Genomic DNA, 25,140 nt, shown 5'->3' on the forward strand with positions numbered 1-25,140 from the left:
CAATGGCGACACATGGCGAGTGCTCACGAGGATCGGTAAGAGGACCCTGCTCCGGGTGGCGTGTGGTGAACAAGTCTTCGTTAACTGCAGGATATGCATGAAGAAAGCTCCGGCAGAAGATACCTGCTCCGTTGCGTTGACCCTAGTGACCGCGCATCGACGTCTCGTTTTTGCGTCGTCCAAACGCGACGCATCATTAGAATTTGACGATTTATCTTCGCTCTGTGGTGTGTGATTGCGCACTATCAATACATCAAGACATTACGTTGCGCAGTGGCATTGGCCGCGTGTGGCATGCTCTGGATGAAGACGCTATATGCACAACACAAATATGCCTCATATAACCCTCATTTAAGTGTTAGAGATGCCTCAGGCCAAGGTATCGCGCAAAGTTGCCTTATTCTGCGAGCCCTAATAGCGACGCACTTCCTGCAATGACATTCATAAGTATTAGAGAGATGGTCATGCTGCCCTTTGCGGCAACAGCGAAAAGTGCTCAAACGCAAAAGACCCGCCGAGTTGGCGGGTCTTTTGCGTTTGAGCACGATGCCCCCTGCCATCAGACAGGGGGCGGGCTGGGCCAGCTTACTTGCTGGCGCGCTTGCGCTCGTTCTCTTTCAGGTGCTTCTTGCGGATACGGATGTGCAGCGGAGTGACTTCCACCAGCTCATCGGAATCCAGGAACTCGATCGCCTGTTCCAGGGTGAAGCGAATCGGCGGCGTCAGCACGATGTTTTCATCGTTGCCGGTAGAACGCATGTTATCGAGCTTCTTGGCCTTGGTCGGGTTCACGACCAGGTCGTTGGCGCGGTTGTGGATACCGACCAGCATGCCTTCATAGACTTCGGTACCGTGACCGATGATCAGCTTGCCACGTTCCTGCAGGGTGTACAGGGCGTAGGACAGCGCCTTGCCCGGCACCATGGAGATCATGACGCCGTTGCGACGCTCGACGCCTGCGCCTTCCTTCAGATCACCGTAGTGATCGAAGCGGCTGGTCAGGATACCGGTACCGGAGGTCAGGGTCAGGAACTGGCCACGGAAGCCGATCAGACCGCGAGACGGGATGATGAAGTCCAGACGCACACGACCCTTGCCATCCGGGTTCATGTTGGTCAGCTCGCCCTTGCGGTAGCCCAGCTCTTCCATGATGGAGCCCTGGTGCTGCTCTTCACAGTCGATGATGACTTCTTCGTACGGCTCCTGCTTCTTGCCGTCGATTTCCTTGATGATGACTTCCGGACGGCCCACGGCCAGCTCGAAGCCTTCACGACGCATGGATTCGATGAGAACGGAGAGGTGAAGCTCACCACGACCGGAGACGACGAACTTCTCCGGAGTCTCGCCCTGTTCGACGCGCAGTGCGACGTTGTGGATCAGTTCCTGGTCCAGACGCTCACGGATGTTGCGGCTGGTGACGAACTTGCCGTCCTGACCGGCGAACGGAGAATCATTGACCTGGAAGGTCATGGAGACGGTCGGCTCATCGACGGTCAGCGGCGGCAGCGCCTCGACAGTGGCGGTGTCGCAGATGGTGTCGGAGATCGCGAGGTTCTCGATACCGGTGATGCAGACGATGTCGCCGGCAGTCGCCTTGTCGGTCTGCACGCGGTCCAGGCCCATGTGAGTCATGACCTGGCCGATCTTGCCCTTACGGACAGCGCCTTCCTTGGTGATGATGGACACCTGCTGACCCGGGCTGACGGCGCCGCGCTTGATGCGGCCCAGACCGATGACGCCGACGTAGCTGTTGTAGTCCAGTGCGGAGATCTGCATCTGGAACGGACCGTCCAGCTCGACCTTGGGCGGCTCGACGATGTCGACGATGGACTGGAACATCGGGTCCATGGTGTCTTTCAGGTCTTCCGGGTCCATACCGGCAATGCCGTTGAGGGCAGAGCAGTAGATGATCGGGAAGTCGAGCTGCTCGTCAGTCGCGCCCAGGTTGTCGAACAGATCGAAGATCTGGTCAACGACCCAGTCAGGGCGAGAGCCCGGACGGTCGATCTTGTTGACGACGACGATCGGCTTCAGGCCCTGGGCGAATGCCTTCTGGGTCACGAAGCGCGTCTGCGGCATCGGGCCATCGACGGCATCGACCAGCAGCAGCACGGAATCGACCATGGACATCACGCGCTCGACTTCGCCACCGAAGTCAGCGTGCCCGGGGGTATCCACGATGTTGATGTGGTAGTCGTTCCACTGGATCGCGGTGTTCTTCGCGAGAATGGTGATGCCGCGCTCTTTTTCCTGGTCGTTGGAATCCATGATGCGTTCCTGACCCTCGGCCTTGCGGTCCAGGGTGCCGGACTGACTCAGGAGCTTGTCGACCAGGGTAGTTTTACCGTGGTCAACGTGGGCGATGATGGCTATGTTGCGAAGTTTCTCGATCACGACGGGAACCTGTGCGGAAAATGGGCGCTCGCGTACCGGGCGCTTGTGATTTGGGGCGCATTATAGGGGGCATGGCATGCCTCCTGCCAGCATCGTGCATTCACGAGGCGAGTCAGCGAGTGCCTTCAATTGGTCTGAAGTGCCCAAATGATTGTCTCTCAAGTCTTTTCCGCCCCCCTGTCGCGCATGAAAAAAACTTGTGAGTCGAGGCCGACATCAGGAGGAAAGGAAGAAATGACCGCAATGTGATGCTGACGTGATCATCGGGTGTGAGCGGAGAAATACTTGAGATCCAGTATTTTGCACCATCGTGGAGCAATGACGTTTTTTGGTGCACCCAAATGATGAATCTGCACTGCGCGGCAAGAATTTTTGCACCTTGTCGGCCCATCCTTGGTCGGGTTTTCGTGCTGCATGCATGAAGATGATGATGTTTTTTTTCAGCATATTCATGATCTTACTGAAATCGACGATGCGGCGTGCGCCATTCTGGCACGCTCGCTGCATTGTTAGAGCATCCTGTCTGATGGCTGGCATAACGACGCCGACCATGAGAGAAAAGGCTTACAAAATAGAGCAATAACCCCAGACAACGCTGACACCAACTGTAACCAGAGCCGCCGGCTCCATCGGAGAATTACCATGGCTGAGAAGACACTTGCCCTGATTGAAGAACACGAAGTCAAGTGGGTTGATCTGCGCTTCACCGACACCAAGGGCAAGGAGCAGCACGTCTCCATCCCGGCGCGTGCAGTGGATGAGGAATTCTTCGAGAACGGCCAGATGTTCGATGGTTCCTCCATCGAAGGTTGGAAGGGCATCAACGAATCCGACATGATCCTGATGCCGGACGACGGCACTGCCTTCCTCGACCCGTTCACCGAAGACACCACCCTGGTGCTGCGCTGCGACGTCATCGAGCCGGCCACCATGCAGGGCTATGAGCGCGATCCGCGCTCCGTCGCCAAGCGCGCCGAGGAATACCTGAAGTCTACCGGTCTGGGCGACACCGCCTTCTTCGGTCCGGAGCCGGAATTCTTCATCTTCGACGAAGTGCACTGGAAGAACGAGATGAACGGTTCCATGTTCAAGATCTCTTCCGAAGAAGGTGCCTGGGCGACCGATTCCACGCCGGAAGGCGGCAACCTGGGTCACCGTCCGCGTCTGAAGGGCGGCTACTTCCCGGTCCCGCCGATCGACAGCTTCCACGATATCCGTGCTGCCATGTGCAACACCCTGGAAGCCATCGGTCAGGAAGTCGAAGTTCACCACCACGAAGTGGCGAACGCCGGCCAGAACGAGATCGGCGTCAAGTTCAATACCCTGGTCAAGAAGGCCGATGAGGTTCAGGAACTCAAGTACGTGATCCACAACGTGGCTCACGCCTACGGCAAGTCCGCGACCTTCATGCCCAAGCCGCTGGTCGGTGACAACGGTTCCGGCATGCACGTTCACCAGTCCTTCTGGAAGGATGGCGACAACCAGTTCGCCGGTGACGAGTACGCGGGTCTGTCCGAAATGGCCCTCTACTACATTGGCGGCATCATCAAGCACGCTCGTGCCCTGAACGCCTTCACCAATGCGTCCACCAACTCCTACAAGCGTCTGGTGCCGGGCTTCGAAGCGCCGGTCATGCTGGCCTACTCTGCCCGCAACCGTTCCGCTTCCATCCGCATTCCGTACACTGCCAGCCCGAAAGGCAAGCGTGTCGAGGCGCGTTTCCCGGATCCGACGGCCAACCCGTACCTGGCGTTCTCCGCGATGCTGATGGCCGGTATCGACGGTATCAAGAACAAGATCCACCCGGGCGACGCGATGGACAAGAATCTCTACGACCTGCCGGCCGAAGAAGCCAAGTCCATCCCGACCGTGGCCGAGAGCCTCGAACAGGCCCTGACCGCGCTGGACGGCGATCGTGAGTTCCTGACCCAGGGCGGCGTCTTCACCGACGACATGATCGATGCCTACCTCGAGCTGAAGGGCGAAGATGTCCAGCGCCTGCGCATGGCGACTCACCCGCTCGAATTCGACATGTACTACAGCGTCTAAGCACTGCAACGCCTAAGTACAGCAGCGTCCAGGCGCTGCAGAGGTTGAGGCAGCCATTCGCTAGCCACGCCATCTGACGGGGTACCTTCCAGGTGGAGGCAAGCCCCGGACGATGACGACAGCAGGGCCATACCGACAGGTGTGGCCCTGTTTTTCGTTCTGACTCTTTGCTCTGATCCTTTTCCCTGATATCGGCCATGCTGATGACAGACCTGCAGGGCGCGGTGGTAGCCTTGCGTGACAGTCAATGCCCACAGGCGTCTTGTCGAGGGCCCCAAATGCTGGCATCAACGCGGTAAGCTTTGTAACTTGTTAGCCTTGTCATCAGGCAGCAGGATCGCCTGCCGATAGACCCAATCCCGCTGGAGCTGCCTGCGGCTTCTGGCCTCCCATGACTCTCTTCAGGAATCTTCGGATGTGGCCCTTCGTATCCTCCCTGCGCGTCGCGAACCCCGCGACTGACTCGCGTGCACTGCCAGCAGCGCGCCCCGAGCCACTGCAGTGCCTGCTGCTGGCAGCGACGCTGATGCTGACGAGCCTGTCGTTCGATCTTCAGGCGGCTCAGGTCTATCGCCACGTCGATGCCAATGGCAACGTGGTCTTCAGTGATCAGCCTGCGGGCGGCAGCAAGGTGCAGCTGACGCCGCTCAGCGTGGTGCCGTCGACGGAATCCCTGCCGCCGCGGCGCAGCACGCCGTCGCGCGTGAGCTCTTCCTCATCCAGCGAGAGCACCCGCACCCGGGCGCCTGCGGTGGATGTGGCTTTCCGTGGCTATACCACCTTCACCATCCAGAGCCCGTCCAACGAGGAAACGCTGCAGACCGGGCAGGCGGGCAATCTGGCGGTACGCCTGGGGATCGAGCCCAAGCTGCGTCCGGAAGACAAGGTGCGCGTGACCGTGGATGGCGCGCCGTCTCAATCCGCCATGCACAGTACCGTCTTCATGGTGCCGGCGCTGGAGCGTGGCAAGCATGTCATCCAGGCGGAGTTGCTGGATTCCACCGGCCGCGTACGCCAGACCAGCGAGCCGAAGGTGGTCTATGTGCAACGCGCCAGCGTCAATCTGCCTCGCAATCCCAACAATCCTGCCAATGCTGGCGGAGGCTAGCAGCGTCTGGGCGGCCTTCTTTCATCTCGCGTTTCTCCTTCGCTGACAGGCCGCCTTCGGGCGGCTTTTTCGTGTCTGGGCCAGTCGATATCGGTTTGCCTGATGGCGGAGTGAAGCAACACGAGCTCGAGCGCGATTTCTCGCCTGCACCATTTTGGTGCCAATATGAGGGACCAGAAATGGTTGCACAGCATCGGACGCCGTGTTCTCGGTGCCTGCACCAGACTGGCGCGGTTATTGCAGAACAGGGAGACGTACTGCAGATGGCGAACAAACCCATGCATCAACGACTGCTCGAACACCTCAACACTGCCGTGATGGTGCTGGACTCACAACTGCAGATGGTCTGGATGAATCCCGCCGCGGAGACGTTGCTGGCGGTGAGTCTGGTGCGCGTGAAGGGCAGTACGCCCGACAACATGTCCGGATTGGATGACACCCTGGTCAATGTGCTGCGCAAGGCGCTGGAGGAACAGCATCCCTACACCCAGCGTGAGGCCGAGATCATCAACGCGGCCAATGAAGCGCTGACGGTGGATTTCACCGCGACGCCCATCAGCGCCAATGAATTGCTGGTCGAGATAGAACCGCGTGACCGCCTGATGCAGATCTCGCGCGAAGAAGCGCTGATCGCCCGCCAGGAGGCGGTCAAGGTGCTGACACGCGGGCTGGCGCATGAGGTCAAGAATCCTCTCGGCGGCATTCGTGGCGCTGCCCAGCTCCTCGAGCGTGACCTGCCCGAACCGCAGATGGTGGAATTCACGCGCATCATCATCGAGGAGGTGGACCGCCTGCGTGATCTGGTCGACCGCATGCTGGGGCCGAACCGGCCACCGCTGCAGTCACCGGTCAACATCCACTCGGTGACCGAGCGGGTGCGCTCCCTGCTGGCGGCGGAAGGGCATCACATCAAGCTGACGGCCGACTATGACCCGAGCCTCCCGGAGGTCATCGGCGATGAAGGACAGCTGATCCAGGCGGTACTCAACATCGCACGCAACGCGACCCAGGCGCTCAACGAGCAGCCCCGTCCGGATACGCACGAGGGCGAAGAGGCGCCCTGGGAGATCACGCTGCGGACCCGCGCTCGTCGTCAGTTCACGCTGGGCCATGAGCGCCACCGACTGGTGTGCGAGCTGGCGATCATCGACAACGGCCCCGGCATCCCGGAGAGCCTGCGCGAGACGCTGTTCTACCCGATGGTCTCGGGGCGCGCCGAAGGCTCAGGGCTCGGGCTGTCGATCGCCCAGGGCATCCTGCACCAGCATCAGGGGCTGATCGAGTGTGACTCGCGCCCCGGCCATACCGAATTCCGTTTACTCATTCCGCTAGCCGGCACTTCTGGAGATCACACATGAGCGAGACTGCCCGCGTCTGTATCGTCGATGACGACCGCGCCATTCGCTGGGTGCTGGAGCGCGCTCTGGCACAACCCGACCTCGAGGTGGAAACCTTCGAGCGTGCCGACCAGGCCGAAGCCAGCATCATGCGTCAGTGTCCGGATGTCCTGATCACCGATATCCGCATGCCCGGAACCGATGGCCTCGACCTGATGGCGCGCGTGCGCGAGAAATACCCGGACCTGCCCGTCATCGTGATGACGGCGCATTCCGACCTCGACAGCGCCGTGGCTTCCTATCAGGGCGGCGCCTTCGAATACCTGCCCAAGCCGTTTGATGTCGATGAAGCGCTGGCGCTGGTACGGCGCGCCGTGGCACATGCCCGTGAATCCAAGGCACCCGCCGCCGTGCCGGAAGGACTGACCAAGGAAATCATCGGCGAAGCGCCGGCGATGCAGGAAGTCTTTCGCGCCATCGGCCGCCTGTCACAGTCGCATATCACCGTCCTGATCAACGGCGAGTCCGGTACCGGCAAGGAGCGCGTGGCCCAGGCGCTGCATCAGCACTCGCCGCGCGCCGCCAAGCCGTTCATCGCACTCAACATGGCCGCGATTCCCAAGGACTTGATGGAGTCGGAGCTGTTCGGCCACGAGAAGGGCGCCTTCACCGGCGCCACGGCGCTGCGCCGCGGGCGCTTCGAGCAGGCCGATGGTGGCACGCTGTTCCTCGATGAGATCGGTGACATGCCCGCCGAGACCCAGACTCGCCTGCTGCGTGTGCTGGCCGATGGCGAGTTCTATCGTGTCGGTGGCATCACGCCGGTCAAGGTCGACGTGCGCATCATCGCCGCGACGCACCAGCACCTGGAAAAGCTGGTCGAGGATGGGCGTTTCCGTGAGGATCTCTTCCACCGCCTCAACGTGATTCGCGTGCATCTGCCGCGCCTGTCGGAGCGCCGCGAAGACATCCCGCGTCTGATGAGTCACTTCCTGGGCGAGGCCGCGCGTGAGCTGTCGACCGAGCCCAAGGTGCTGACGGAGGCCGCGGAGAAACACCTGACGCGCTTCGACTGGCCGGGCAACGTGCGCCAGCTCGAGAACACCTGTCGCTGGCTGACGGTGATGGCCTCGGGGCGTGAAGTGATGATCGAGGACCTGCCGCCGGAGCTGCGAGATGCCAGCGGCACCGAGGCGGCCTCCGGCGATTGGCGTGGTGCCTTCCGCGAGTGGGCAGACCGCGCGCTTGCCGCCGGTCATACCCATCTGCTGGAAGAAGCGGTGCCCGACTTCGAGCGTATTCTGATCGAGACGGCCCTCAAGCATACCGGTGGTCGCAAGGGCGAAGCCGCCGAGCTGCTGGGCTGGGGGCGCAACACCCTGACCCGCAAGCTCAAGGTGCTGTTGCCGGCGCTGGCCGAGGACTGAGGACAGCCTGAGCGGGTTCGAGGGCAATCTTGGCGAGCTGAGGATGACTTGAGCGGGCTGGAGACAAGGAGAACAGGGTGCCACAATCCCTGTTCTCTTTTTTCATGCGCGTCATTCACCTGTTATCTGCTCGCCGGCGCCAGCACTCGGCGCCTGCCAAGGAGTTGCCTGATGTCATCGATGAGCTGGGAGCGACTGCTGGAACCGAGTCGCCTGCATGACGCACCGGGCACCGTATCGCGTGAGATGGGGCGGACTCCCTTCCACAAGGACCACGACCGTATCGTGTTCGCGGGTTCCTTCCGTCGCCTGGGGCGCAAGACCCAGGTTCATCCGCTGACCGACAACGACCACATCCACACGCGCCTGACCCACTCGCTGGAGGTCGGCTGCGTCGGCCGCTCGCTGGGCATGATGGTCGGCGAGAAGCTCAAGGAGCAGTTGCCCGACTGGATCACGCCGTCGGATCTCGGTGTCATCGTCCAGACCGGCTGCCTGGGGCATGACATCGGCAACCCGCCCTTCGGGCATGCCGGGGAGTACGCCATCCGTGACTGGTTCGCCGCCGAGGCCGCCAGTGATCACGGTCGGCTGGCCGGGCTGAGCGATGCCGAGCGCGAGGACCTGCTCACCTACGAAGGCAATGCCCAGGGCTTTCGCATCGTCACCCAGATCGAATACAACCAGTTCCATGGCGGCATGCGCCTGACGGCAGCGACGCTGGGCACGCTGCTCAAGTACCCGTGGACGGTGGAGCACGCCACGGCGGGCGGCAAGTTCGGCTGCTATCAGAGCGAGCGCGTGCTGCTGGATCAGGTCGCCGAGCGTTGCGGTCTGCTGGCACGGGCCGGTGGACGCTGGTGCCGTCACCCGCTGGCGTGGCTGGTCGAGGCCGCCGATGACATCTGCTATGCGCTGCTGGACCTGGAAGATGGCCTCGAGATGGGCATTTTGCAGTTCGAGGAAGTGTTCGAGATTCTCACCGGCATCAGCGGTGGCGAGCCGCGCGAATATCAGGAGATGGTCGCCCGCGGCACTTCCCAGCGGCGCAAGGTGGCGGCGCTGAGAGGCGCGGCGATGGAGCGTGCCGTCAATGATGTCGCCGAGGCTTTCGTCCAGCGCGAGACGGAACTGCTGGCCGGTACGCTCAGCGAAGACCTGCTCGACCTGTGCCACCCCGACCTCGGCTGGGGCGTGCGGGAAGCCAAGAATCTGGCGCGCCAGAAGATCTTCCGTAACGAGCGCAAGGCCAAGCTGGAGATCGGCGCCTACACCACGCTGGGCATCCTGCTCGAGGCCTTCATCGGCGCTGCGCATGAGCTGCATACCACGGGACGTTCCAGCTTCAAGCATCAACGTGTGCTGGCATTGATCGGCGAGAACACGCCGACCAAGGATTGGGATCTCTACCGCAGCTATCGGCGCATGCTCGACTTCATCGGCGGCATGACGGACCACTTCGCGGTGGACCTCGCCCAGGAGATGGGCGGGCGCCTGCGCGGTGACTGAGAGCGAGGCGCCATCAGCCCGATCATCTCAAGCCTGATCTCTTCATGCCTATTCCCCCAAGCTTGACCACTGCAGGCTTCATCACTTCTAGCCTCATCATTTCCCGCCAGGGAGCGGTAGCGGCGACGTGCCGTTCCCTGGTGGATGCCTGCGGTCCGGCCTGACATCTGCTGCCTGTTCTGACTGTGTCTTCCCTGCTGATTTGCCTGTCGCTGCCAGCCCTGTCGTCGTGCTTCCTGCTCTTCTCTTGGCCTGAACGCCACGGCCTGCCAGGCGCTAATAAATGACTTGCTTGCGTTAAATTATCTTTACGTAGGCGCTTGGATCGTTGTACTAGGATTGTACGCAGTGGGGATGCGTGTATCGCAATCACTCATGATAAGCTGTTATCATGCATGGCAACAACGATAAATGAGGCTTATATATGAGCAAGGAAACCCGAAAGGTATCCGCCAAGGCGGCGGGGGATCGGCCCGAAAAGCCCTTCGACATGATCGACAAGCCGACCTTCTTCGGTTCGATCTTCCTGCTGTTGGCAGTGACGCTGCCCCTGGTCATCTTCCCCGAGCAGGGCGCGATGTGGGTATCGGCGGCCAAGAACTTCGTCACCAGCAAGCTCGGTGTGCTCTATCTGCTGCTCGGCGTGGGGGCCGGCGGCTTCATGATCTACATCATCTTCAGCGACATCGGTCAGATAAAGCTCGGTGATGCCGAGGAGAAGCCTGAATTCTCCATCGTGTCGTGGGCGGCGATGCTGTTCTGCGCCGGCATCGGGGCCTCCATCCTGTACTGGTCGATGATCGAGTGGGTCTACTACTACCAGTCGCCCCCATTCCATGTGGAAGGCCAGACACCGGAGGCAGCGGAATGGGCCGCGGCCTACGGCATCTTCCACTGGGGCCCGCTGGCATGGGCGATCTACCTGATCCCCGCCGTGCCGATCGCCTACTTCTACTACGTGCGTCACCACAGCGTGTTGAAGATTTCCGAGGCGCTGATGCCGGTGCTGGGCGAAAAGCTGGCACATGGCTGGCTGGGCAAGCTGATCGATATCAGCTTCGTCTTCGGCATGCTGGGCGGCGGCGCGACCACCCTGGGGCTGGCGGCACCGATGATCAACGAGGGGGTGCACGAGCTGTTCGGGGTGCCCAAGTCGCTGACCACGCAGATCGTGGTGCTGCTGGTGTGTACCGCCCTGTTCGGCTACAGCGCCTACGTGGGCCTCAAGAAGGGCATCAAGCTGCTGTCAGACATCAACTTCTGGCTGGCGGTCGGCCTGTTGCTGTTCATCTTCATCGTGGGGCCGACCCTGTTCATGGCCAATACCGGTCTGGATGCGCTGGGCCGCGTGATGAGCAATCTGATCCACATGGCCACCTGGCTTGAGCCGTTCGCTGAGTTCAAGGGCTTCGAGGACACGCACTTCCCGCAGGACTGGACCATCTTCTACTGGGCCTGGTGGCTGGTGTTCGCGCCCAGCGTGGGGCTGTTCATCGCGCGTATCTCGCGGGGCCGCACCATCCGCGCCATGGTCGCCGGTTCGATGTTCTTCGGCACCATGGGCTGCTTCCTGTTCTTCATGGTGATGGGCAACTACGGCCTCTACCTGCAGCTGTCCGGTGAGCTGGACGTGGTCACCATCCTCAATGACCAGAGCCCGACCGCGGCCATCTTCGCGATGCTGCACACGCTGCCGCTGGACTACGTGGTGATCTTCGCCTTCACGCTGCTGGCGCTGATCTTCACCGCGACCACCTTCGACTCCATCTCCTACATTCTGGCCGCTGTGGTCCAGAAGGAAGTCGATGAAGAGCCGATGCGCTGGAACCGCCTGTTCTGGGCCTTCGCCCTGTCGTTCATGCCCATCGTGCTGATGTTCATCGGCGGGCTGGAGACCCTGCAGACGGCTTCCATCATCGGGGGAGTGCCGCTATTGGCAGTGGCCTTGATGCTGTGCATCTCCATCGTGCGTGCCGCGCACTATGACCTGCGCTACCAGCCGGATTACACGGTCAAGGAAATCAATATCGAGGAATTCCCGGCGGATGACCCCTGGACCGAAGAAGGCACCTGGGAAATCCCCGACGAGGATGTGCCGGCAGCAGGCAAGCCGCGGCAGGACCCGCCCAAGGATCATATCGAAGGCGACCCGCACAGCCGCCCCTCGCGCCTGTAAGGAGATGAGCCAGCTGGCCAGTTGAGCGGCCAGTACCAGACGACAAGACGCCGCCCATTGGGCGGCGTCTTGTCGTTCAGGGCAGGCAGGGGCGTGCGCCCGCAAGATGTCAGCCGGTTTCCTTGAGTGTCGCGCGGCGCACGCGGCGTGGTGTGAGGATCGGCGGCGTCGGTTCCTTGTCGTCATTGTCGAGGGCCAGATAGCGACCGATGGCGGCACCGATGCGTCGAGAGCTGTCCTGGATGCCCTGATTGCCGAACAGACGGTTGAACTCGAAGATCATCGGGTGGCCATCGACCATCGCGATATCGAAGCCGGCATGATCAACACTCAATGCCTCGGCCAGGTGCAGGGCCAGGGCGATGGCGGGGGCCGGAATATTGTCGTAGTCCGTCTCGCCACCCTGACTGACATTGGAGCGATAGCCGCCCAGCGGCGTGACGCGCCAGTAGGCGGTGATGACTTCGCCACCTACCACCACGATGCGCAGGTCGCGGTCGATCTCCAGGCGCGGCTGGGCATACAGCACCGGATGCTCCGCCGCATGCGCTTCCAGTTCGCCACGCGACTGGATCAGCTTCACACCGACACCCATCGAGCTTTTGACTTCCTTGACGATCAGCGGGTAGCCGAAGCGCGCCTCGATATCATCGATTGCCTGACGGCTGGCGCCGCGAATCTCGGTCGGCGGCACATTGTCCGGGCAGATGGCCTGAAAGACGCGCGTCTGCTCGACCTTGTCGTGGCCGATCGCGTAGCTGGGCAGGCTGGGGAAGATGCGTTTGCCGAGGCCGTAGACCAGGGTGGTGATCTGCCAGTATTCGGGAAACAGCAAGATGTCGGCGGCGCGGATCTCGTCGAGGTGATCCAGCATGCGCTCCGGCTTGATATAACGAACACCGGGGATGCCGAGGGTACGAAAAGCGTCGAAGGTGATGAGTTTCATGCGGGATATGTCGTCAAGAGCGCCATCATTGCGATAGCGCGATAAGGTTGCCAAGGCTGGACCGGCGCGTATTTAACGCCGGGCGGGGCGCCTTGGCAAGCCTTTGTCTGGCGCTGCCATGCTCCGAGGGGCCGGAGCATGGCGGAGGATCAGTTTGTGGCGAGGCGCTCGGCCTGAACGCGGTCGAGAATCGCCTCGTTGATGCGCTGCTTGAGGGCGTCATCCAGGGTCGGGCAACCCTCTTCGGGAGCCATGCAATGGGTGCTCAGCCACTCGGCCAAGCCCTCGCCATTGACGACATCCGGGTCTTCGGCACGCTGTGTTCCCTCGCGGATGATCTTCCAGCCCGGCAGGGCCAGGATGCCATGTACCGGAACCTCGACACCGCACTCACGCTTCAGCCAGGCGGCCGTCCAGTCGCGTGCGGTACGTGTCTCGCGCAGCGGTTTGCGCTCGCGATAGCCCGGGAAGTACAGGCGACCATCCTTGAGCTTGACCTCATCCTTGAGTGCGCCCAGTGCATCCAACGGCCGTGAGCGCGCCTTGGTGCGAATGGCGTAGGCACCAGCGGGGGTGACCACCAGATGATCGATATGGAAGCCCTCGGCAGGCACGTCGTGATAGACCATGCTGGTCAGCTGTTCCGGGCGGATGAGCTGGTCGAGTTCCTGACCGATGGACAGCTCGCAGGCCAGCCCCAGCTTGAGCTTGCGGATACGCTGGAAGTGACGCGTCAGGCGCAGCGCGAAGATCAGCACGAACAGCGCACAGGCCAGACCATAGGCGGCCCACTCAAGCCAGTTCTGCTCTTCACCGAACACCATGCGCCCCATGCCGTAGACCAGCGGGCTCAAGGTGATGAGCGGCCCGAGCGCCCCGTCGAGAAACAGCGCCTGGAAGGCCTCATCGAGACGATCGCGCAGGCTCTGGCCCGGCTCGCGCAGCTGACGGCGGGTCAGCGGCGACTGGATGCGCCGCTCATGCAGGCCGCGCATGCCCAGCACCACCAGCGCGATGGCACCCAGAGGGGTAAGGAAGAAGACAGGTAACAGGTATTCCAGCCAATCCATTGGGGTGTCCTATCGGTGAGAGACGGGCCTGCTGATCAAGTCGAACGTACAGGTCAAGCCCAACGTACTTATCGGGCCGGGCGTAGGCGCCATCAGTGGCCCAGCGCACGCGGCAGTGGCGTGAGCGGGATCTCGACCTCGCCTTGTGAGACGCTGCCGTCACCCAGCACCGGCACTGCGCTGTCATTGATCCAATAAAGACGCCCTTCGCTGCGCACATCGGCTTGCAGCGCATAGCGATGGCCTTCCTCGATGGCATTGCGATCGTATTGCAGGCTGACCGGGAAAGGCCCTTCACGCAGGCCGCCATAGCGGGTACTGGCAATCAGCCCAGCCTCGGCATCGGCGCGGGAGACATCCACCAGGCGCACTTCCAGCATCGCATCCGGCGGTGCGGTGAAGGCCTGCTGTGGCACCACGCGCGCCTCCAGCTGCGTGAAGTCCGGGCCGGTCATGCAGCCACCCAGCCCGAGCGTGGCCAGCAGCAGGCCAGAGAGCGAGAGCGTGCGAGCCGAAGGCCGGCGTGCCGTGATGATGTTCAGCATGGAAATCCCTTGTGCAGCGAGATGGAAGGCAATGGTGCGCGCAGCGGGCGTTCAGCCACCGGCCAGCTTGACGGTATAGCCCATCCGCGTGAGTTCCGCCTTGAGCGTCTCGCGGTGATCGCCCTGGATCTCCACGATGCCATCCTTGAGGCTGCCGCCAGTGCCGCACCGCTGCTTGAGAGTCTTGGCCAGGGCCTTGAGTTCCTTCTCGGCGAGCGGAATCCCGCTCACGGTGGTCACGCCCTTGCCCTTGCGACCGCTGGTCTCGCGACGGATACGCACCACGCCATCGAGGCTTGCCAGGCGTTCACGCTCGGCGAGGTCGGCACATTCGCACTCGGCTTCGGCACGCCGACACTCAGGGCAGGTTGCGCCATGTTCGGTGGAATAGACAAGCCCGGACAGTTGATCCTTGAGCGAGGCCATGATGTCTCCTGCGATACGGTGATGAATGATCAATGCCAAACGGAATCTCGAAAGGATACCTGCGTGCGCGAGAGGCTGGCACCCTGAGGCGCATAAAAAAGGCGACCCCGAAGGGTCGCCTTGCTCTTCCTTCCCTGTCTGCCCGCGTGCGCGCAGGGGGGGCAGGCGGGGGCCGCCCGATCAGTTGATCTTCGGGTCCAGCTCGCCACGGTTGTAACGCTCGAACATCGCTTCGAGGTTGATCGGGTCGATCTTGCTGCCATGACCGGCGGCACCGAAGGCTTCGTAGCGGGCGATGCAGATGTCGCGCATCGCCTTCACGGATTCCTTCAGGTACTTGCGCGGGTCGAATTCAGACGGGTTCTGCGCCATGAAGCGACGGATGGAACCGGTAGAGGCCAGACGCAGATCGGTGTCGACGTTGATCTTGCGCACGCCGTGCTTGATGCCTTCGACGATCTCGTCGACCGGCACGCCGTAGGTTTCCGGAATCTTGCCGCCGTATTCGTTGATGATTTCCAGCCAGTCCTGCGGCACGGAGGAAGAGCCGTGCATCACCAGGTGAGTCTCGGGGATGCGGGCGTGGATTTCCTTGATGCGCTGGATGGACAGGGTGTCACCCGTCGGCGGCTTGGTGAACTTGTAGGCGCCGTGGGAGGTGCCGATGGCGATGGCCAGGGCATCGACGTGGGTCTTCTTGACGAAGTCGGCGGCTTCTTCCGGGTCGGTCAGCATCTGGTCGTGGTCCAGCTTGCCTTCGGCACCGATGCCGTCTTCTTCACCGGCCATGCCGGTTTCCAACGAGCCGAGGCAACCCAGCTCGCCTTCGACGGACACGCCACAGGCGTGGGCCATCTCGACGGTGCGACGGGTCACATCGACATTGTATTCGTAGCTGGTCGGGGTCTTGCCGTCTTCGCCCAGCGAGCCGTCCATCATCACCGAGCTGAAGCCCAGCTGGATGGAGCGCTGGCAGACTGCCGGCGAGGTGCCGTGATCCTGGTGCATGACCACCGGGATATGCGGGAATTCTTCCACCGCAGCCAGGATGAGGTGGCGAAGGAACGGCGCGCCCGCGTATTTGCGTGCGCCGGCGGAGGCCTGGACGATCACCGGAGAATCGGTGTGATCGGCGGCTTCCATGATGGCGCGCATCTGCTCGAGGTTGTTGACGTTGAACGCCGGGATGCCGTATCCGTACTCGGCTGCGTGGTCCAACATCTGGCGCATGCTGATCAATGCCATGACATCACCTGTCTTTTTGAGGAATCGAGTGGAGAAGCGTCGGGTGCCCCCCGTCAGCTGACGGGGAGCGACCTTGTAGCCGTGACTCTAAGCCTGCGCCAATGAGGACACAGGCGGGTTCAGCTTGCTGCGGCTTCCAATGCCGCAACGGCCGGCAGTACCTTGCCTTCCACGTATTCGAGGAAGGCGCCGCCACCGGTGGAAATGTAGGAGACGCGCGACTCGACGTCGTACTTGTCGATGGCCGCCAGGGTGTCGCCACCGCCGGCGATGGAGAAGGCATCGCTCTCGGCGATGGCCATCGCCAGCTGCTCGGTGCCGTTGGCGAACTGTTCGATCTCGAACACGCCGACCGGGCCGTTCCACAGAATGGTGCCGGCGTCCTTGAGCAGCGCACCGAAGCGCGAGGCGGTCTCCGGACCGATATCCAGGATCATCTCGTCGTCCTGGACGTCGGCGACGGCGCGCACGACGGCTTCGGCCTTGTCGGAGAACTCGGTGGCGACGACGACGTCGGTCGGCAGCGGAATCTCGACCTTGTCCATCAGCGCGCGAGCGGTATCGAGCAGATCAGCCTCGTAGAGGGACTTGCCGACGTTGTAACCGGCCGCCGCGATGAAGGTATTGGCGATGCCGCCACCGACGATCAGCTGATGGCACTTGTCGGACAGCGCCTTGAGCACGTCGAGCTTGGTGGAGACCTTGGAGCCGCCGACGATGGCGACCATCGGCGCACGCGGTGCGGCGAGTGCCTTCTCGAGGGCTTCCAGCTCGGCGGCCAGCAGCGGGCCGGCGCAGGCGTTTGGCGCGAAGCGTGCCACGCCATGGGTCGAGGCCTGGGCACGGTGCGCGGTGCCGAAGGCATCCATCACGTAGACATCGCACAGCGCGGCGTAGGCGCGGGACAGGGATTCCTCGTCCTTCTTCTCGCCCTTGTTGAAGCGCACGTTCTCCAGCAGCACGACCTCGCCTTCGGCGATATCCGGTGCCGTGTCGAGATAGTCGTTGATCAGGCGCACCGGGCTGCCCAGCAGCTCGCCCAGATGTGCCGCGACCGGTGCCAGCGAGAACTGATCTTCCGGCTCACCCTCGGTAGGGCGGCCCAGATGACTCATCAGCATCACGCGTGCGCCGGCGTCACGTGCCGCCTTGATGGTCGGCAGGCTGGCACGGATGCGCGCGTCGCTGGTCACCTGACCGTCGCGGATCGGCACGTTGAGATCTTCGCGGATCAGCACACGCTTTCCGGACAGGTCGAGGGCGGTCATCGTTTGCACGTTCATGACGGGTTCCTTGGTCGTGAATCGGTGGAGAGAGCTTCCCTCGCCAGAGGCGTTGTCATCTCGCAGGCGTGCCAATGGGTGGCGACGTCCAGCATGCGATTGGCAAAGCCCCATTCGTTGTCGAACCAGCACAGCATCTTGATCAGCCGGCCGCCGGCAACACGGGTCTGGGTCGCATCCACGATACCCGAGCGCGGATCGTGGTTGAAGTCGATGGAAGCCGTCGGCTCCTCGCTCAATCCCATCAGGCCCTGCAGGCGTTGTGTGCAGGCCTCGCGCAGCAGGTCATTGACCTCATCCGCGCTCACGTCGCGCTTCACCTCGATGGACATGTCCATGCAGGACACATTGATGGTCGGCACGCGCAGGTGCAGACATTCGAAGCGTCCTTCCAGGTGCGGCATCAGGCGGTTGATGCCCTTGGCCAGGCCGGTGTCCACCGGCACGATCGAACTCATCGCCGAGCGCGTCAGTCGCAGGTCCGTCTGGTGGTAGGCGTCGATCACCGGCTGGTCGTTCATCGCCGAGTGCACCGTGGTGGTGACGCCGCGTTCCAGACCGAAGGCCTCTTCCAGCACCGTCAGAATCGGAATCAGGCAATTGGTGGTGCACGACGCCGCCGAGACGATGCGCATGCCGCTGCCTGCCTGCCCCGCCTCGGCGGGGGCCAGCGCCGACTGGTTGATGCCGCACACGATGGTGGCATCGACATCGGCGTCGGTATCGCCGGGCTGGGAGAACAGCAGTCGTCCGGCGCCTGCTGCCAGATGCCGCTCGGCGGTGGCGCGGTCCTTGAAGCTGCCGGAGCACTCCAGCACCAGGTCAATCCCCAATGCCCGCCAGGGCAGGCAATCTGGATTGGCCTCGGACAGGATGCTGATCGCATGGCCGTTGACGATCAGCTGGCCGTCGCGCTGTTCCACCGTGCCGGGGAAGCGGCCGTGGGTGGTGTCGTAGCGGGTCAGGTAGGTGATGGTGTCCAGATCTGACAGCTCGTTGATCGCGACCACTTCCAACGGCAGTGACTCACCGCGTGCTTCACGTTCTACCAGCGCTCTCAGCACACACTGACCGATGCGTCCGTAGCCATTGATGGCCACTCGCAAGGGAGCATTTCCCTGGCGTCGGGACGCCTTGTCTCCCTGGGGAGCGTCGGCGGTGGACAGAGGCGGCTGGTGGTTCAAGGATGTCGTGTTCCGAGTATTTTTCAGGGGGTCCATGGTAGCGCATCGCTTTGCTGGGCGGAGGGAGCGAAAGGCGCGCAAGCGCCTGATTTCTGGTTTTTTTCGTCTAAGGACACGTAGTCACACTACCCAACTGGTGGGGTTGTGTAGTCGCCGTCTGCGCTGTCTTTCATGGGTACGGTCGCTGGAGAATGACCGCTCATGCAGGATGAATCGTGTCATCACGACCGCGACTCGTGTGAGCCACGTCGACTACAGGCGACAGCCGGTGACGCTTGAGGTCTTCCCGAGTGTCGCACAGACGAAAACGCCGCCGCTCCCAGTGGGAGGCGGCGGCGTCGATCTGCATCCCACCCCGTCATCGACGGGGTGGCTCAGGCGGTGATCAGCCCAGCAGCTTGTTGGCGCGTTCGACCACGTTCTCGACCGTGAAGCCGAAGTGCTTGAACAGGTCGCCGGCCGGCGCGGATTCCCCGAAGGTCTCCATGCCGATGATGTCGCCGTTCAGGCCGACATACTTGAACCAGTAGTCACGATGACCGGCTTCGATCGCCACGCGCGCGGTGACGGAAGACGGCAGCACGGATTCGCGGTATTCCGCGTCCTGCGCATCGAACAGGTCGGTGGCCGGCATGGACACGACACGCACGGCGCGGCCGGCGGCTTCCAGCTCGGCGGCGGCATCCATCGCCAGGCCGACTTCGGAGCCGGTGGCGATCAGGATCACTTCCGGCTGGCCGTTGGCGGCGTCCTTCAGCACATAACCACCACGGCTGATGTTGGCCAGCTGGGCCTTGTCGCGGTTCTGGTGCGGCAGGTTCTGACGCGACAGGATCAGCGCGGTCGGGCCGGAGTGACGCTTGATGGCCGCATCCCATGCCGCCGCGGTCTCCACGGCATCCGCCGGGCGCCAGGTGGACAGGTTCGGCGTGGTGCGCAGGCTGGTCAGCTGCTCGATCGGCTGGTGCGTCGGGCCATCTTCGCCCAGACCGATGGAGTCGTGGGTGAAGACATAGACGGCCTGCTGACCCATCAGGGCGGCCATGCGAACGGCGTTGCGCATGTATTCCATGAAAATCAGGAAGGTCGCGCCGTACGGGATGAAGCCGCCGTGCAGACCGGCACCGTTCATGATCGCGCCCATGCCGAACTCACGCACGCCGTAATGCAGGTAGTTGCCGCTGAAGTCTTCGCGGGTGATCGCCTGGGCGCCCTTCCAGAAGGTCAGGTTGGACGGGGCCAGGTCGGCACTGCCGCCGAGCAGTTCCGGCAGCTGCGGGCCGAGCTGGTTCAGGCACTCGAAGGAGGCCTTGCGCGAGGCCGGGCTGTCGCCGGCGGCCTGGGCATCCTCGATCATCTTCTCGCTGGTCAGGGCGTGCGGCAGCTTGCCTTCCAGACGACGGGTGAACTCGGCGGCCAGTTCCGGGTGTGCTTCGGCGTAACGGGCGAAGCGCGTATCCCAGTCGCTCTCGAGCTTGGCGCCGCGCTCGCTAGCATCCCACCCCTGATAGATGTCTTCCGGGATGTGGAAGGGCGCGTGGGCCCAGCCCAGCTTCTCGCGGGTGGCGGCGACTTCGTCGTCACCCAGCGGCGCGCCGTGGCAGGACTCGGTGCCTTCCTTGTTCGGGGAGCCGAAGCCGATCACGGTCTTGCAGATGATCAGGCTCGGCTTGTCGTCGTGGCTCTTGGCCAGGGCGATGGCGGCGTTGATCTCTTCCGGCTTGTGGCCGTCGACGTTGGAGACGACGTGCCAGCCGTAGGATTCGAAACGCTTGGCGGTGTCATCGGTGAACCAGCCTTCGACTTCGCCATCGATGGAGATGCCGTTGTCGTCATACAGGGCGATCAGCTTGCCCAGACCCAGGGTACCGGCCAGTGAGCCGACCTCGTGGGAGATGCCTTCCATCATGCAGCCGTCACCCAGGAAGCACCAGGTGGTGTGGTCGACGACGGTGTGGCCCGGACGGTTGAACTGCGCCGCCAGTGTCTTCTCGGCGATCGCCATGCCGACGGCATTGGCCAGACCCTGACCCAGCGGGCCGGTGGTGGTCTCGATGCCCGGTGCGTAGCCGTATTCCGGGTGGCCGGCGGTCTTGGCGTGCAGCTGGCGGAAGTTCTGCAGGTCTTCAAGGCTCAGCTGATAACCCGAGAGGTGCAACAGGGAGTAGAGCAGCATGGAGCCATGGCCGTTGGACAGCACGAAGCGGTCACGATCGGCCCAGTTCGGGTTGGCCGGGTTGTGCTTGAGGTGGTCGTTCCAGAGCACCTCAGCGATGTCGGCCATGCCCATGGGGGCGCCGGGGTGGCCGGACTTGGCCTTCTGAACGGCGTCCATGGAAAGTGCACGGATGGCGTTGGCCAGGTCTAAACGGGAAGGCATGCAGTAGCTCCTCGCCTGCGGGCGTCAAGAGTGGGGCAATGAATCACGGCGTGCTGCGCCGGACGCCCAGTGCATCCCGAGAGCCAGGGCATGCTGCTGCCTGGGTCTCCTTCAGGACTGTGCGCCTGAAACAGTGCGCCGGAAAGGACAGTGCGTCGCGTGAACCTTGTACGCGCGGACTCGCGTCCGAGCGTGATCTCCGGGCGGGTATTGTCACCGAGATGACAGGGCGCGGCAAATCGCATCCGGGATGTGTGCTCGTCCAAAGGTGGCAATGGCTTATTACCCTGTGTGCAGCGCTTGTCGCAAAAAGGTCTCGATTGGACGCCCCCACGCGCCCCAATACGCTAGGAACTCACATAAGTGGCGTGTAAACTCGCCCCCCCGAGGCTCAACCGCCCGTGTTGAGCTTCATCGTGCGCCGCAAGCGTGTTTCTACTCGGTCGTCAACGCAGTCTGCCGTCAGTGGCCGAATCATCCCCGCATCCGAAAAGAGGGTCGAGGACCAATGAGCGAATACTCACTCTTCACATCCGAGTCCGTGTCCGAAGGGCATCCGGACAAGATTGCCGACCAGATTTCCGACGCCGTGCTCGATGCCATCATCGCGCGCGACAAGCAGGCACGCGTCGCGTGCGAAACGCTCGTCAAGACAGGCGTTGCCATCGTGGCCGGTGAGATCTCCACCAGCGCGTGGGTGGATCTCGAGGAGCTGGTACGTCGTGTCATCACCGATATCGGCTATACCTCTTCCGACGTCGGCTTCGACGGCGAGACCTGTGGTGTCCTCAACCTGATCGGCAAGCAGAGCATCGATATCGCCCAGGGCGTCGATCGCACCAAGCCGGAAGATCAGGGCGCGGGCGACCAGGGCCTGATGTTCGGCTACGCCACCAACGAGACCGACTCCTTCATGCCGGCGCCGATCCACTACGCACACCGTCTGGTGGAGCGTCAGGCGGAACTGCGCAAGAACGGCATGCTGCCGTGGCTGCGTCCGGATGCGAAGAGTCAGGTCACCTTCCGCTACGACGAAGCCGGCAAGCCGGTCGCCGTCGAAGCTGTCGTGCTGTCGACCCAGCATGACCCGGAAGTGTCTCAGGAAGACCTGCGCGCGATGGTCAAGCGCGAGATCATCGAGCAGGTGCTGCCGGCCGAGTGGCTGTCCGAGACCACCGAATACCACATCAACCCGACTGGCAACTTCGTCATCGGTGGCCCGGTAGGTGACTGTGGTCTGACGGGTCGCAAGATCATCGTCGACACCTACGGCGGCATGGCCCGTCACGGCGGTGGCGCCTTCTCCGGCAAGGACCCGTCCAAGGTCGACCGCAGCGCCGCCTATGCCGGTCGCTACGTGGCCAAGAACGTCGTCGCCAGCGGCCTGGCCGACAAGTGCGAGATCCAGGTCTCCTACGCCATCGGTGTCGCCGAGCCGACCTCGGTCTCGATCAACACCTTCGGCACCGGCAAGATCAGCGATGCCAAGATCGTCGAGCTGGTGCGCGAGCACTTCGACCTGCGTCCGTACGCCATCACCACCATGCTGGACCTGGCGCACCCGATGTATCAGCTGACCGCTGCCTACGGCCACTTCGGTCGTGAGCCGTTCGAGCACAGCTACAGCTGGACCGACGTGAGCGGCGAGAAGAAGACCGAAACCTTCACCGCCTTCCCGTGGGAAAAGACCGATCGTGCCGCTGGTCTCAAGGCTGCCGCTGGCCTGTAAATCCGCCAGTTCGACAGGCCTGGCAGGTGGCGGACGTCTCGCCCCTCGCTTTCGGCGCCATGACAAGAAAACCCGCCTCGGCGGGTTTTCTTGTCTCTGGCCCTCCTTCGGACAGCAACAGGAGAGATGCCCAGTGGCTGATCTACGCTATCTCAAGGGCTACGCCCCCGAGATCCAACAGCAGGCGAGTGAACTGCTGGCCTCGGGCAAGACGGCAGCCTTCTTTCTCGGCAAGTATCCCGAGCCCCACCAGCTGCAGGGCGCGCGGGCGCTGCATGACTACACCATGGCGCTGAAGAATCAGTATCTGCGCAGCTCGGCGCCGATCAGCAAGGTGATCTACGACGACCGGATTCACGTCATCGACAACGCCCTGGGGCTGCACACCTTCGTGTCGCGGGTGCAGGGCAACAAGCTCAAGGCCAAGAACGAGATTCGTATCTCGTCGCTGTTCCGGCGCCTGCCGGAGCCGCTGCTCAACATGATCGTGGTGCATGAGCTGGCGCATCTGCGCGAGAAGGCCCATGACAAGGCGTTCTACCGGCTCTGCTGTCACATGCAGCCGGAGTATCATCAGCGTGAGTTCGAGCTGCGTCTCTATCTCTGCCACCGTGAACGCCACGGCGATCTCTGGTAGCCATGAGCCGCTCTGGTAGCCACGATTCGTTCTGGCAGCCACGCGCCGCTCACGCGACGGAAGAACTGGAAAGAATGACAAGGACGTCATGCCATCAGGGGTATCGGCGCCACTGCAAAGGACCGTTTCGGATGCTCAATCTCGCTGCACTGTTCATCACCATCACTGCCGTATGCATGTGGTTCAATCATCGCGTCCTGCGGCTGCCGCCGACCATCGGCGTGATGGCCATCGGCCTGGTGCTGTCGCTGGGCGTGATCGGGCTCGATCACTTCGCGGTGACCACCGTCGTGGCCGATACCGCGGAAGACTGGTTGGGGCGCATCAACTTCAACAGCCTGCTGATGGACGGCATGCTGTCCTTCCTGCTGTTTGCCGGCGCGCTGCACGTGGATCTTTCGCGCCTCAAGGCCTATCGGCGCTCCATCGGGCTGCTGGCCACGCTGGGCGTGCTGATCTCGACGCTGGTGATCGGCTCCGCCGCCTGGTGGCTGTTCCAGTGGGCCGGTATCGAGGTGCCCTACCTGTATTGCCTGGTGTTCGGTGCGCTGATCTCGCCCACCGACCCGATTGCCGTGCTCGGCATCATGCGCAGTGCCGGCGCGCCTGCCGACATGGAAATCCGCATCGTCGGCGAGTCGCTGTTCAATGATGGCGTGGCGGTGGTGCTGTTCACCGCACTGCTGAGCGCGGCGTCGGCCGGCAGCGGTGAGGTCGAGCTCGGCCACATGGGGCTCTTGTTCCTCGAGGAAGCCGGCGGCGGCATCCTGCTCGGGCTGGCGCTGGGCGCGCTGGTCTACCAGCTGATGCGCAGCATCGACCAGTATCAGGTCGAGGTGATGCTGAGTCTGGCGCTGGTGCTGGGCGGCTATGCGCTGGCCTCGGCGCTGCACGTCTCCGGCCCCATCGCGATGGTGGTGGCGGGGCTGATCATCGGCAACATGGCGCGTGATGGCGCCATGTCTGACAACACCCGCCGCTATCTGGACGGCTTCTGGGAGCTGGTCGACGAGATTCTCAACGCGGTGCTGTTCGTACTGATCGGGCTTGAGCTGGTACTGATGCCGATCACGCTGACCTCGATCGGCATCGCGCTGGTGCTGGTGGCGGTGATCCTGCTCTCGCGCCTGGCGCTGATCGGCCTGCCGCTGAGCCTCTTGCGCCGCTGGTACACCTTCCGTCCCGGCACCACGCGCGTACTCACCTGGGGCGGTCTGCGCGGCGGCATCTCGGTGGCACTGGCACTGGCAATTCCCGAAGGCGACTACCGCGAGCCGCTGGTGGTCACCACCTACATCATCGTGCTGTTCTCGATCCTCGTGCAGGGGTTGAGCATCGGCAAGCTGGTGACGGCGGTGGTCGGCGATCGCAGCCACTCGGAAGAGTCGAACGACAAGCGCTGAGTCAGAGTCGGCCAAAGCAAACGCCACGATAGTGGCAGCGACCAGCCCGGATGTCTGGTTGCAATGACTGGCCGTGACCTGGCTGTACCTTCAGCGCCCTGCTGTCGCCATCGAGGAGGATGACGACAGCAGGGCGCTTTCGTTCGTGTTGCCGGCGCGTTCGTATTGCCGACACCTCTTCGTCCTTGCCTCGCCTGGCCAGCCTGATGACACCCCACATTGTTCTATCAGGCAGACGGTAATCTTGCGTTTACTGATCAACTCTTTATTGCAGTGAGGTGTGCTCTGTACG

At 62.7% G+C, this 25,140-nt stretch carries 19 protein-coding genes; 9 read left to right on the forward strand and 10 right to left on the reverse strand.

Features of this window, described 5'->3' with window-relative positions:
* Window positions 1-585: 585 nt before the first annotated feature.
* Together typA and QQF40_RS06305 are read right to left on the reverse strand one after the other, a co-directional pair.
* Entirely contained in the window at window positions 586-2,394 is a 1,809-nt protein-coding gene (typA, locus tag QQF40_RS06300; protein ID WP_175090631.1) for a translational GTPase TypA, read from the reverse strand.
* A 216-nt stretch (window positions 2,395-2,610) separates the two neighbouring features.
* On the reverse strand, window positions 2,611-2,901 hold the full coding sequence (locus QQF40_RS06305) for a hypothetical protein (RefSeq protein ID WP_285460724.1): 291 nt from the start codon (window positions 2,899-2,901) through the stop codon (window positions 2,611-2,613).
* Window positions 2,902-3,036: 135 nt separating this feature from the next.
* Here QQF40_RS06305 and glnA point away from each other — a divergent pair, with 135 nt between their 5' ends.
* The 6 genes from glnA to QQF40_RS06335 all read left to right on the forward strand — a co-directional run bounded on the left by glnA (window position 3,037) and on the right by QQF40_RS06335 (window position 12,000).
* Entirely contained in the window at window positions 3,037-4,443 is a 1,407-nt protein-coding gene (gene glnA / locus QQF40_RS06310) for a glutamate--ammonia ligase (protein ID WP_175090632.1), read from the forward strand.
* A 415-nt stretch (window positions 4,444-4,858) separates the two neighbouring features.
* The gene (locus QQF40_RS06315) at window positions 4,859-5,551 is read left to right on the forward strand and encodes a DUF4124 domain-containing protein (RefSeq protein WP_254627213.1); all 693 of its coding nucleotides are present in this window, start codon (window positions 4,859-4,861) and stop codon (window positions 5,549-5,551) included.
* A gap of 263 nt (window positions 5,552-5,814) precedes the next feature.
* Entirely contained in the window at window positions 5,815-6,909 is a 1,095-nt protein-coding gene (gene glnL / locus QQF40_RS06320) for a nitrogen regulation protein NR(II) (RefSeq protein WP_285460725.1), read from the forward strand.
* A complete protein-coding gene (gene ntrC, locus QQF40_RS06325; RefSeq protein WP_043335756.1) occupies window positions 6,906-8,315 on the forward strand; it encodes a nitrogen regulation protein NR(I) in 1,410 nt (469 codons plus the stop codon). Before glnL ends, ntrC begins: the two co-directional genes overlap by 4 nt.
* A 171-nt stretch (window positions 8,316-8,486) precedes the next feature.
* Window positions 8,487-9,824: a deoxyguanosinetriphosphate triphosphohydrolase gene (locus tag QQF40_RS06330; RefSeq protein ID WP_285460726.1), complete on the forward strand. Its 1,338-nt coding sequence runs from the start codon at window positions 8,487-8,489 to the stop codon at window positions 9,822-9,824.
* A gap of 424 nt (window positions 9,825-10,248) precedes the next feature.
* Window positions 10,249-12,000: a BCCT family transporter gene (locus tag QQF40_RS06335; RefSeq protein WP_175090634.1), complete on the forward strand. Its 1,752-nt coding sequence runs from the start codon at window positions 10,249-10,251 to the stop codon at window positions 11,998-12,000.
* 109 nt (window positions 12,001-12,109) lie between these two features.
* Here QQF40_RS06335 and QQF40_RS06340 read toward each other — a convergent pair whose 3' ends face one another.
* The 8 genes from QQF40_RS06340 to tkt form a co-directional block, all read right to left on the reverse strand.
* Window positions 12,110-12,946 (reverse strand): ATP-grasp domain-containing protein, encoded by an 837-nt coding sequence (locus tag QQF40_RS06340; RefSeq protein ID WP_285460727.1) that lies wholly within the window; start codon window positions 12,944-12,946, stop codon window positions 12,110-12,112.
* A 149-nt stretch (window positions 12,947-13,095) separates the two neighbouring features.
* Window positions 13,096-14,016: a nuclease-related domain-containing protein gene (locus tag QQF40_RS06345; RefSeq protein ID WP_285460728.1), complete on the reverse strand. Its 921-nt coding sequence runs from the start codon at window positions 14,014-14,016 to the stop codon at window positions 13,096-13,098.
* 92 nt (window positions 14,017-14,108) lie between these two features.
* Window positions 14,109-14,561 carry a YbaY family lipoprotein gene (locus tag QQF40_RS06350; RefSeq protein ID WP_285460729.1) on the reverse strand — a complete coding sequence of 151 codons (453 nt, stop codon included), beginning with the start codon at window positions 14,559-14,561 and terminating at the stop codon, window positions 14,109-14,111.
* Between the two features lie 51 nt (window positions 14,562-14,612).
* Window positions 14,613-14,987 carry a translation initiation factor Sui1 gene (locus tag QQF40_RS06355; RefSeq protein ID WP_043335744.1) on the reverse strand — a complete coding sequence of 125 codons (375 nt, stop codon included), beginning with the start codon at window positions 14,985-14,987 and terminating at the stop codon, window positions 14,613-14,615.
* 180 nt (window positions 14,988-15,167) lie between these two features.
* Window positions 15,168-16,232: a class II fructose-bisphosphate aldolase gene (fba, locus tag QQF40_RS06360; protein ID WP_043335741.1), complete on the reverse strand. Its 1,065-nt coding sequence runs from the start codon at window positions 16,230-16,232 to the stop codon at window positions 15,168-15,170.
* A gap of 119 nt (window positions 16,233-16,351) precedes the next feature.
* Complete coding sequence (locus tag QQF40_RS06365) at window positions 16,352-17,515, reverse strand: phosphoglycerate kinase (RefSeq protein ID WP_285460730.1); 1,164 nt, start codon at window positions 17,513-17,515, stop codon at window positions 16,352-16,354.
* Window positions 17,512-18,621 carry a type I glyceraldehyde-3-phosphate dehydrogenase gene (locus QQF40_RS06370; protein WP_254627214.1) on the reverse strand — a complete coding sequence of 370 codons (1,110 nt, stop codon included), beginning with the start codon at window positions 18,619-18,621 and terminating at the stop codon, window positions 17,512-17,514. The genes QQF40_RS06365 and QQF40_RS06370 overlap by 4 nt, the downstream gene beginning before the upstream one ends.
* Window positions 18,622-19,084: 463 nt before the next feature.
* On the reverse strand, window positions 19,085-21,079 hold the full coding sequence (gene tkt, locus QQF40_RS06375; RefSeq protein WP_285460731.1) for a transketolase: 1,995 nt from the start codon (window positions 21,077-21,079) through the stop codon (window positions 19,085-19,087).
* A 508-nt stretch (window positions 21,080-21,587) separates the two neighbouring features.
* Between tkt and metK the strand changes: the two genes are divergently transcribed.
* The 3 genes from metK to QQF40_RS06390 all read left to right on the forward strand — a co-directional run bounded on the left by metK (window position 21,588) and on the right by QQF40_RS06390 (window position 24,848).
* Window positions 21,588-22,808: a methionine adenosyltransferase gene (gene metK / locus QQF40_RS06380; protein WP_175090641.1), complete on the forward strand. Its 1,221-nt coding sequence runs from the start codon at window positions 21,588-21,590 to the stop codon at window positions 22,806-22,808.
* A gap of 133 nt (window positions 22,809-22,941) precedes the next feature.
* Entirely contained in the window at window positions 22,942-23,445 is a 504-nt protein-coding gene (locus tag QQF40_RS06385; protein ID WP_043335730.1) for a M48 metallopeptidase family protein, read from the forward strand.
* A 131-nt stretch (window positions 23,446-23,576) separates the two neighbouring features.
* Window positions 23,577-24,848: a cation:proton antiporter gene (locus QQF40_RS06390; protein WP_175090643.1), complete on the forward strand. Its 1,272-nt coding sequence runs from the start codon at window positions 23,577-23,579 to the stop codon at window positions 24,846-24,848.
* Window positions 24,849-25,140 lie beyond the last annotated feature (292 nt).

The sequence above is a fragment of the Cobetia sp. LC6 genome, from assembly GCF_030264805.1.
Taxonomy (GTDB): domain Bacteria; phylum Pseudomonadota; class Gammaproteobacteria; order Pseudomonadales; family Halomonadaceae; genus Cobetia.

What these genes read in the sequence shown, in the direction of transcription:
- QQF40_RS06305 (WP_285460724.1), bottom strand. Translation starts at nt 2,901, where the DNA reads ATGCAGCGAGCGTGCCAGAATGGCGCACGCCGCATCGTCGATTTCAGT.
- glnA (WP_175090632.1), top strand. Translation starts at nt 3,037, where the DNA reads ATGGCTGAGAAGACACTTGCCCTGATTGAAGAACACGAAGTCAAGTGG.
- QQF40_RS06315 (WP_254627213.1), top strand. Translation starts at nt 4,859, where the DNA reads ATGTGGCCCTTCGTATCCTCCCTGCGCGTCGCGAACCCCGCGACTGAC.
- glnL (WP_285460725.1), top strand. Translation starts at nt 5,815, where the DNA reads ATGGCGAACAAACCCATGCATCAACGACTGCTCGAACACCTCAACACT.
- ntrC (WP_043335756.1), top strand. Translation starts at nt 6,906, where the DNA reads ATGAGCGAGACTGCCCGCGTCTGTATCGTCGATGACGACCGCGCCATT.
- QQF40_RS06330 (WP_285460726.1), top strand. Translation starts at nt 8,487, where the DNA reads ATGTCATCGATGAGCTGGGAGCGACTGCTGGAACCGAGTCGCCTGCAT.
- QQF40_RS06335 (WP_175090634.1), top strand. Translation starts at nt 10,249, where the DNA reads ATGAGCAAGGAAACCCGAAAGGTATCCGCCAAGGCGGCGGGGGATCGG.
- QQF40_RS06340 (WP_285460727.1), bottom strand. Translation starts at nt 12,946, where the DNA reads ATGAAACTCATCACCTTCGACGCTTTTCGTACCCTCGGCATCCCCGGT.
- QQF40_RS06345 (WP_285460728.1), bottom strand. Translation starts at nt 14,016, where the DNA reads ATGGATTGGCTGGAATACCTGTTACCTGTCTTCTTCCTTACCCCTCTG.
- QQF40_RS06350 (WP_285460729.1), bottom strand. Translation starts at nt 14,561, where the DNA reads ATGCTGAACATCATCACGGCACGCCGGCCTTCGGCTCGCACGCTCTCG.
- QQF40_RS06355 (WP_043335744.1), bottom strand. Translation starts at nt 14,987, where the DNA reads ATGGCCTCGCTCAAGGATCAACTGTCCGGGCTTGTCTATTCCACCGAA.
- fba (WP_043335741.1), bottom strand. Translation starts at nt 16,232, where the DNA reads ATGGCATTGATCAGCATGCGCCAGATGTTGGACCACGCAGCCGAGTAC.
- QQF40_RS06365 (WP_285460730.1), bottom strand. Translation starts at nt 17,515, where the DNA reads ATGAACGTGCAAACGATGACCGCCCTCGACCTGTCCGGAAAGCGTGTG.
- tkt (WP_285460731.1), bottom strand. Translation starts at nt 21,079, where the DNA reads ATGCCTTCCCGTTTAGACCTGGCCAACGCCATCCGTGCACTTTCCATG.
- metK (WP_175090641.1), top strand. Translation starts at nt 21,588, where the DNA reads ATGAGCGAATACTCACTCTTCACATCCGAGTCCGTGTCCGAAGGGCAT.
- QQF40_RS06390 (WP_175090643.1), top strand. Translation starts at nt 23,577, where the DNA reads ATGCTCAATCTCGCTGCACTGTTCATCACCATCACTGCCGTATGCATG.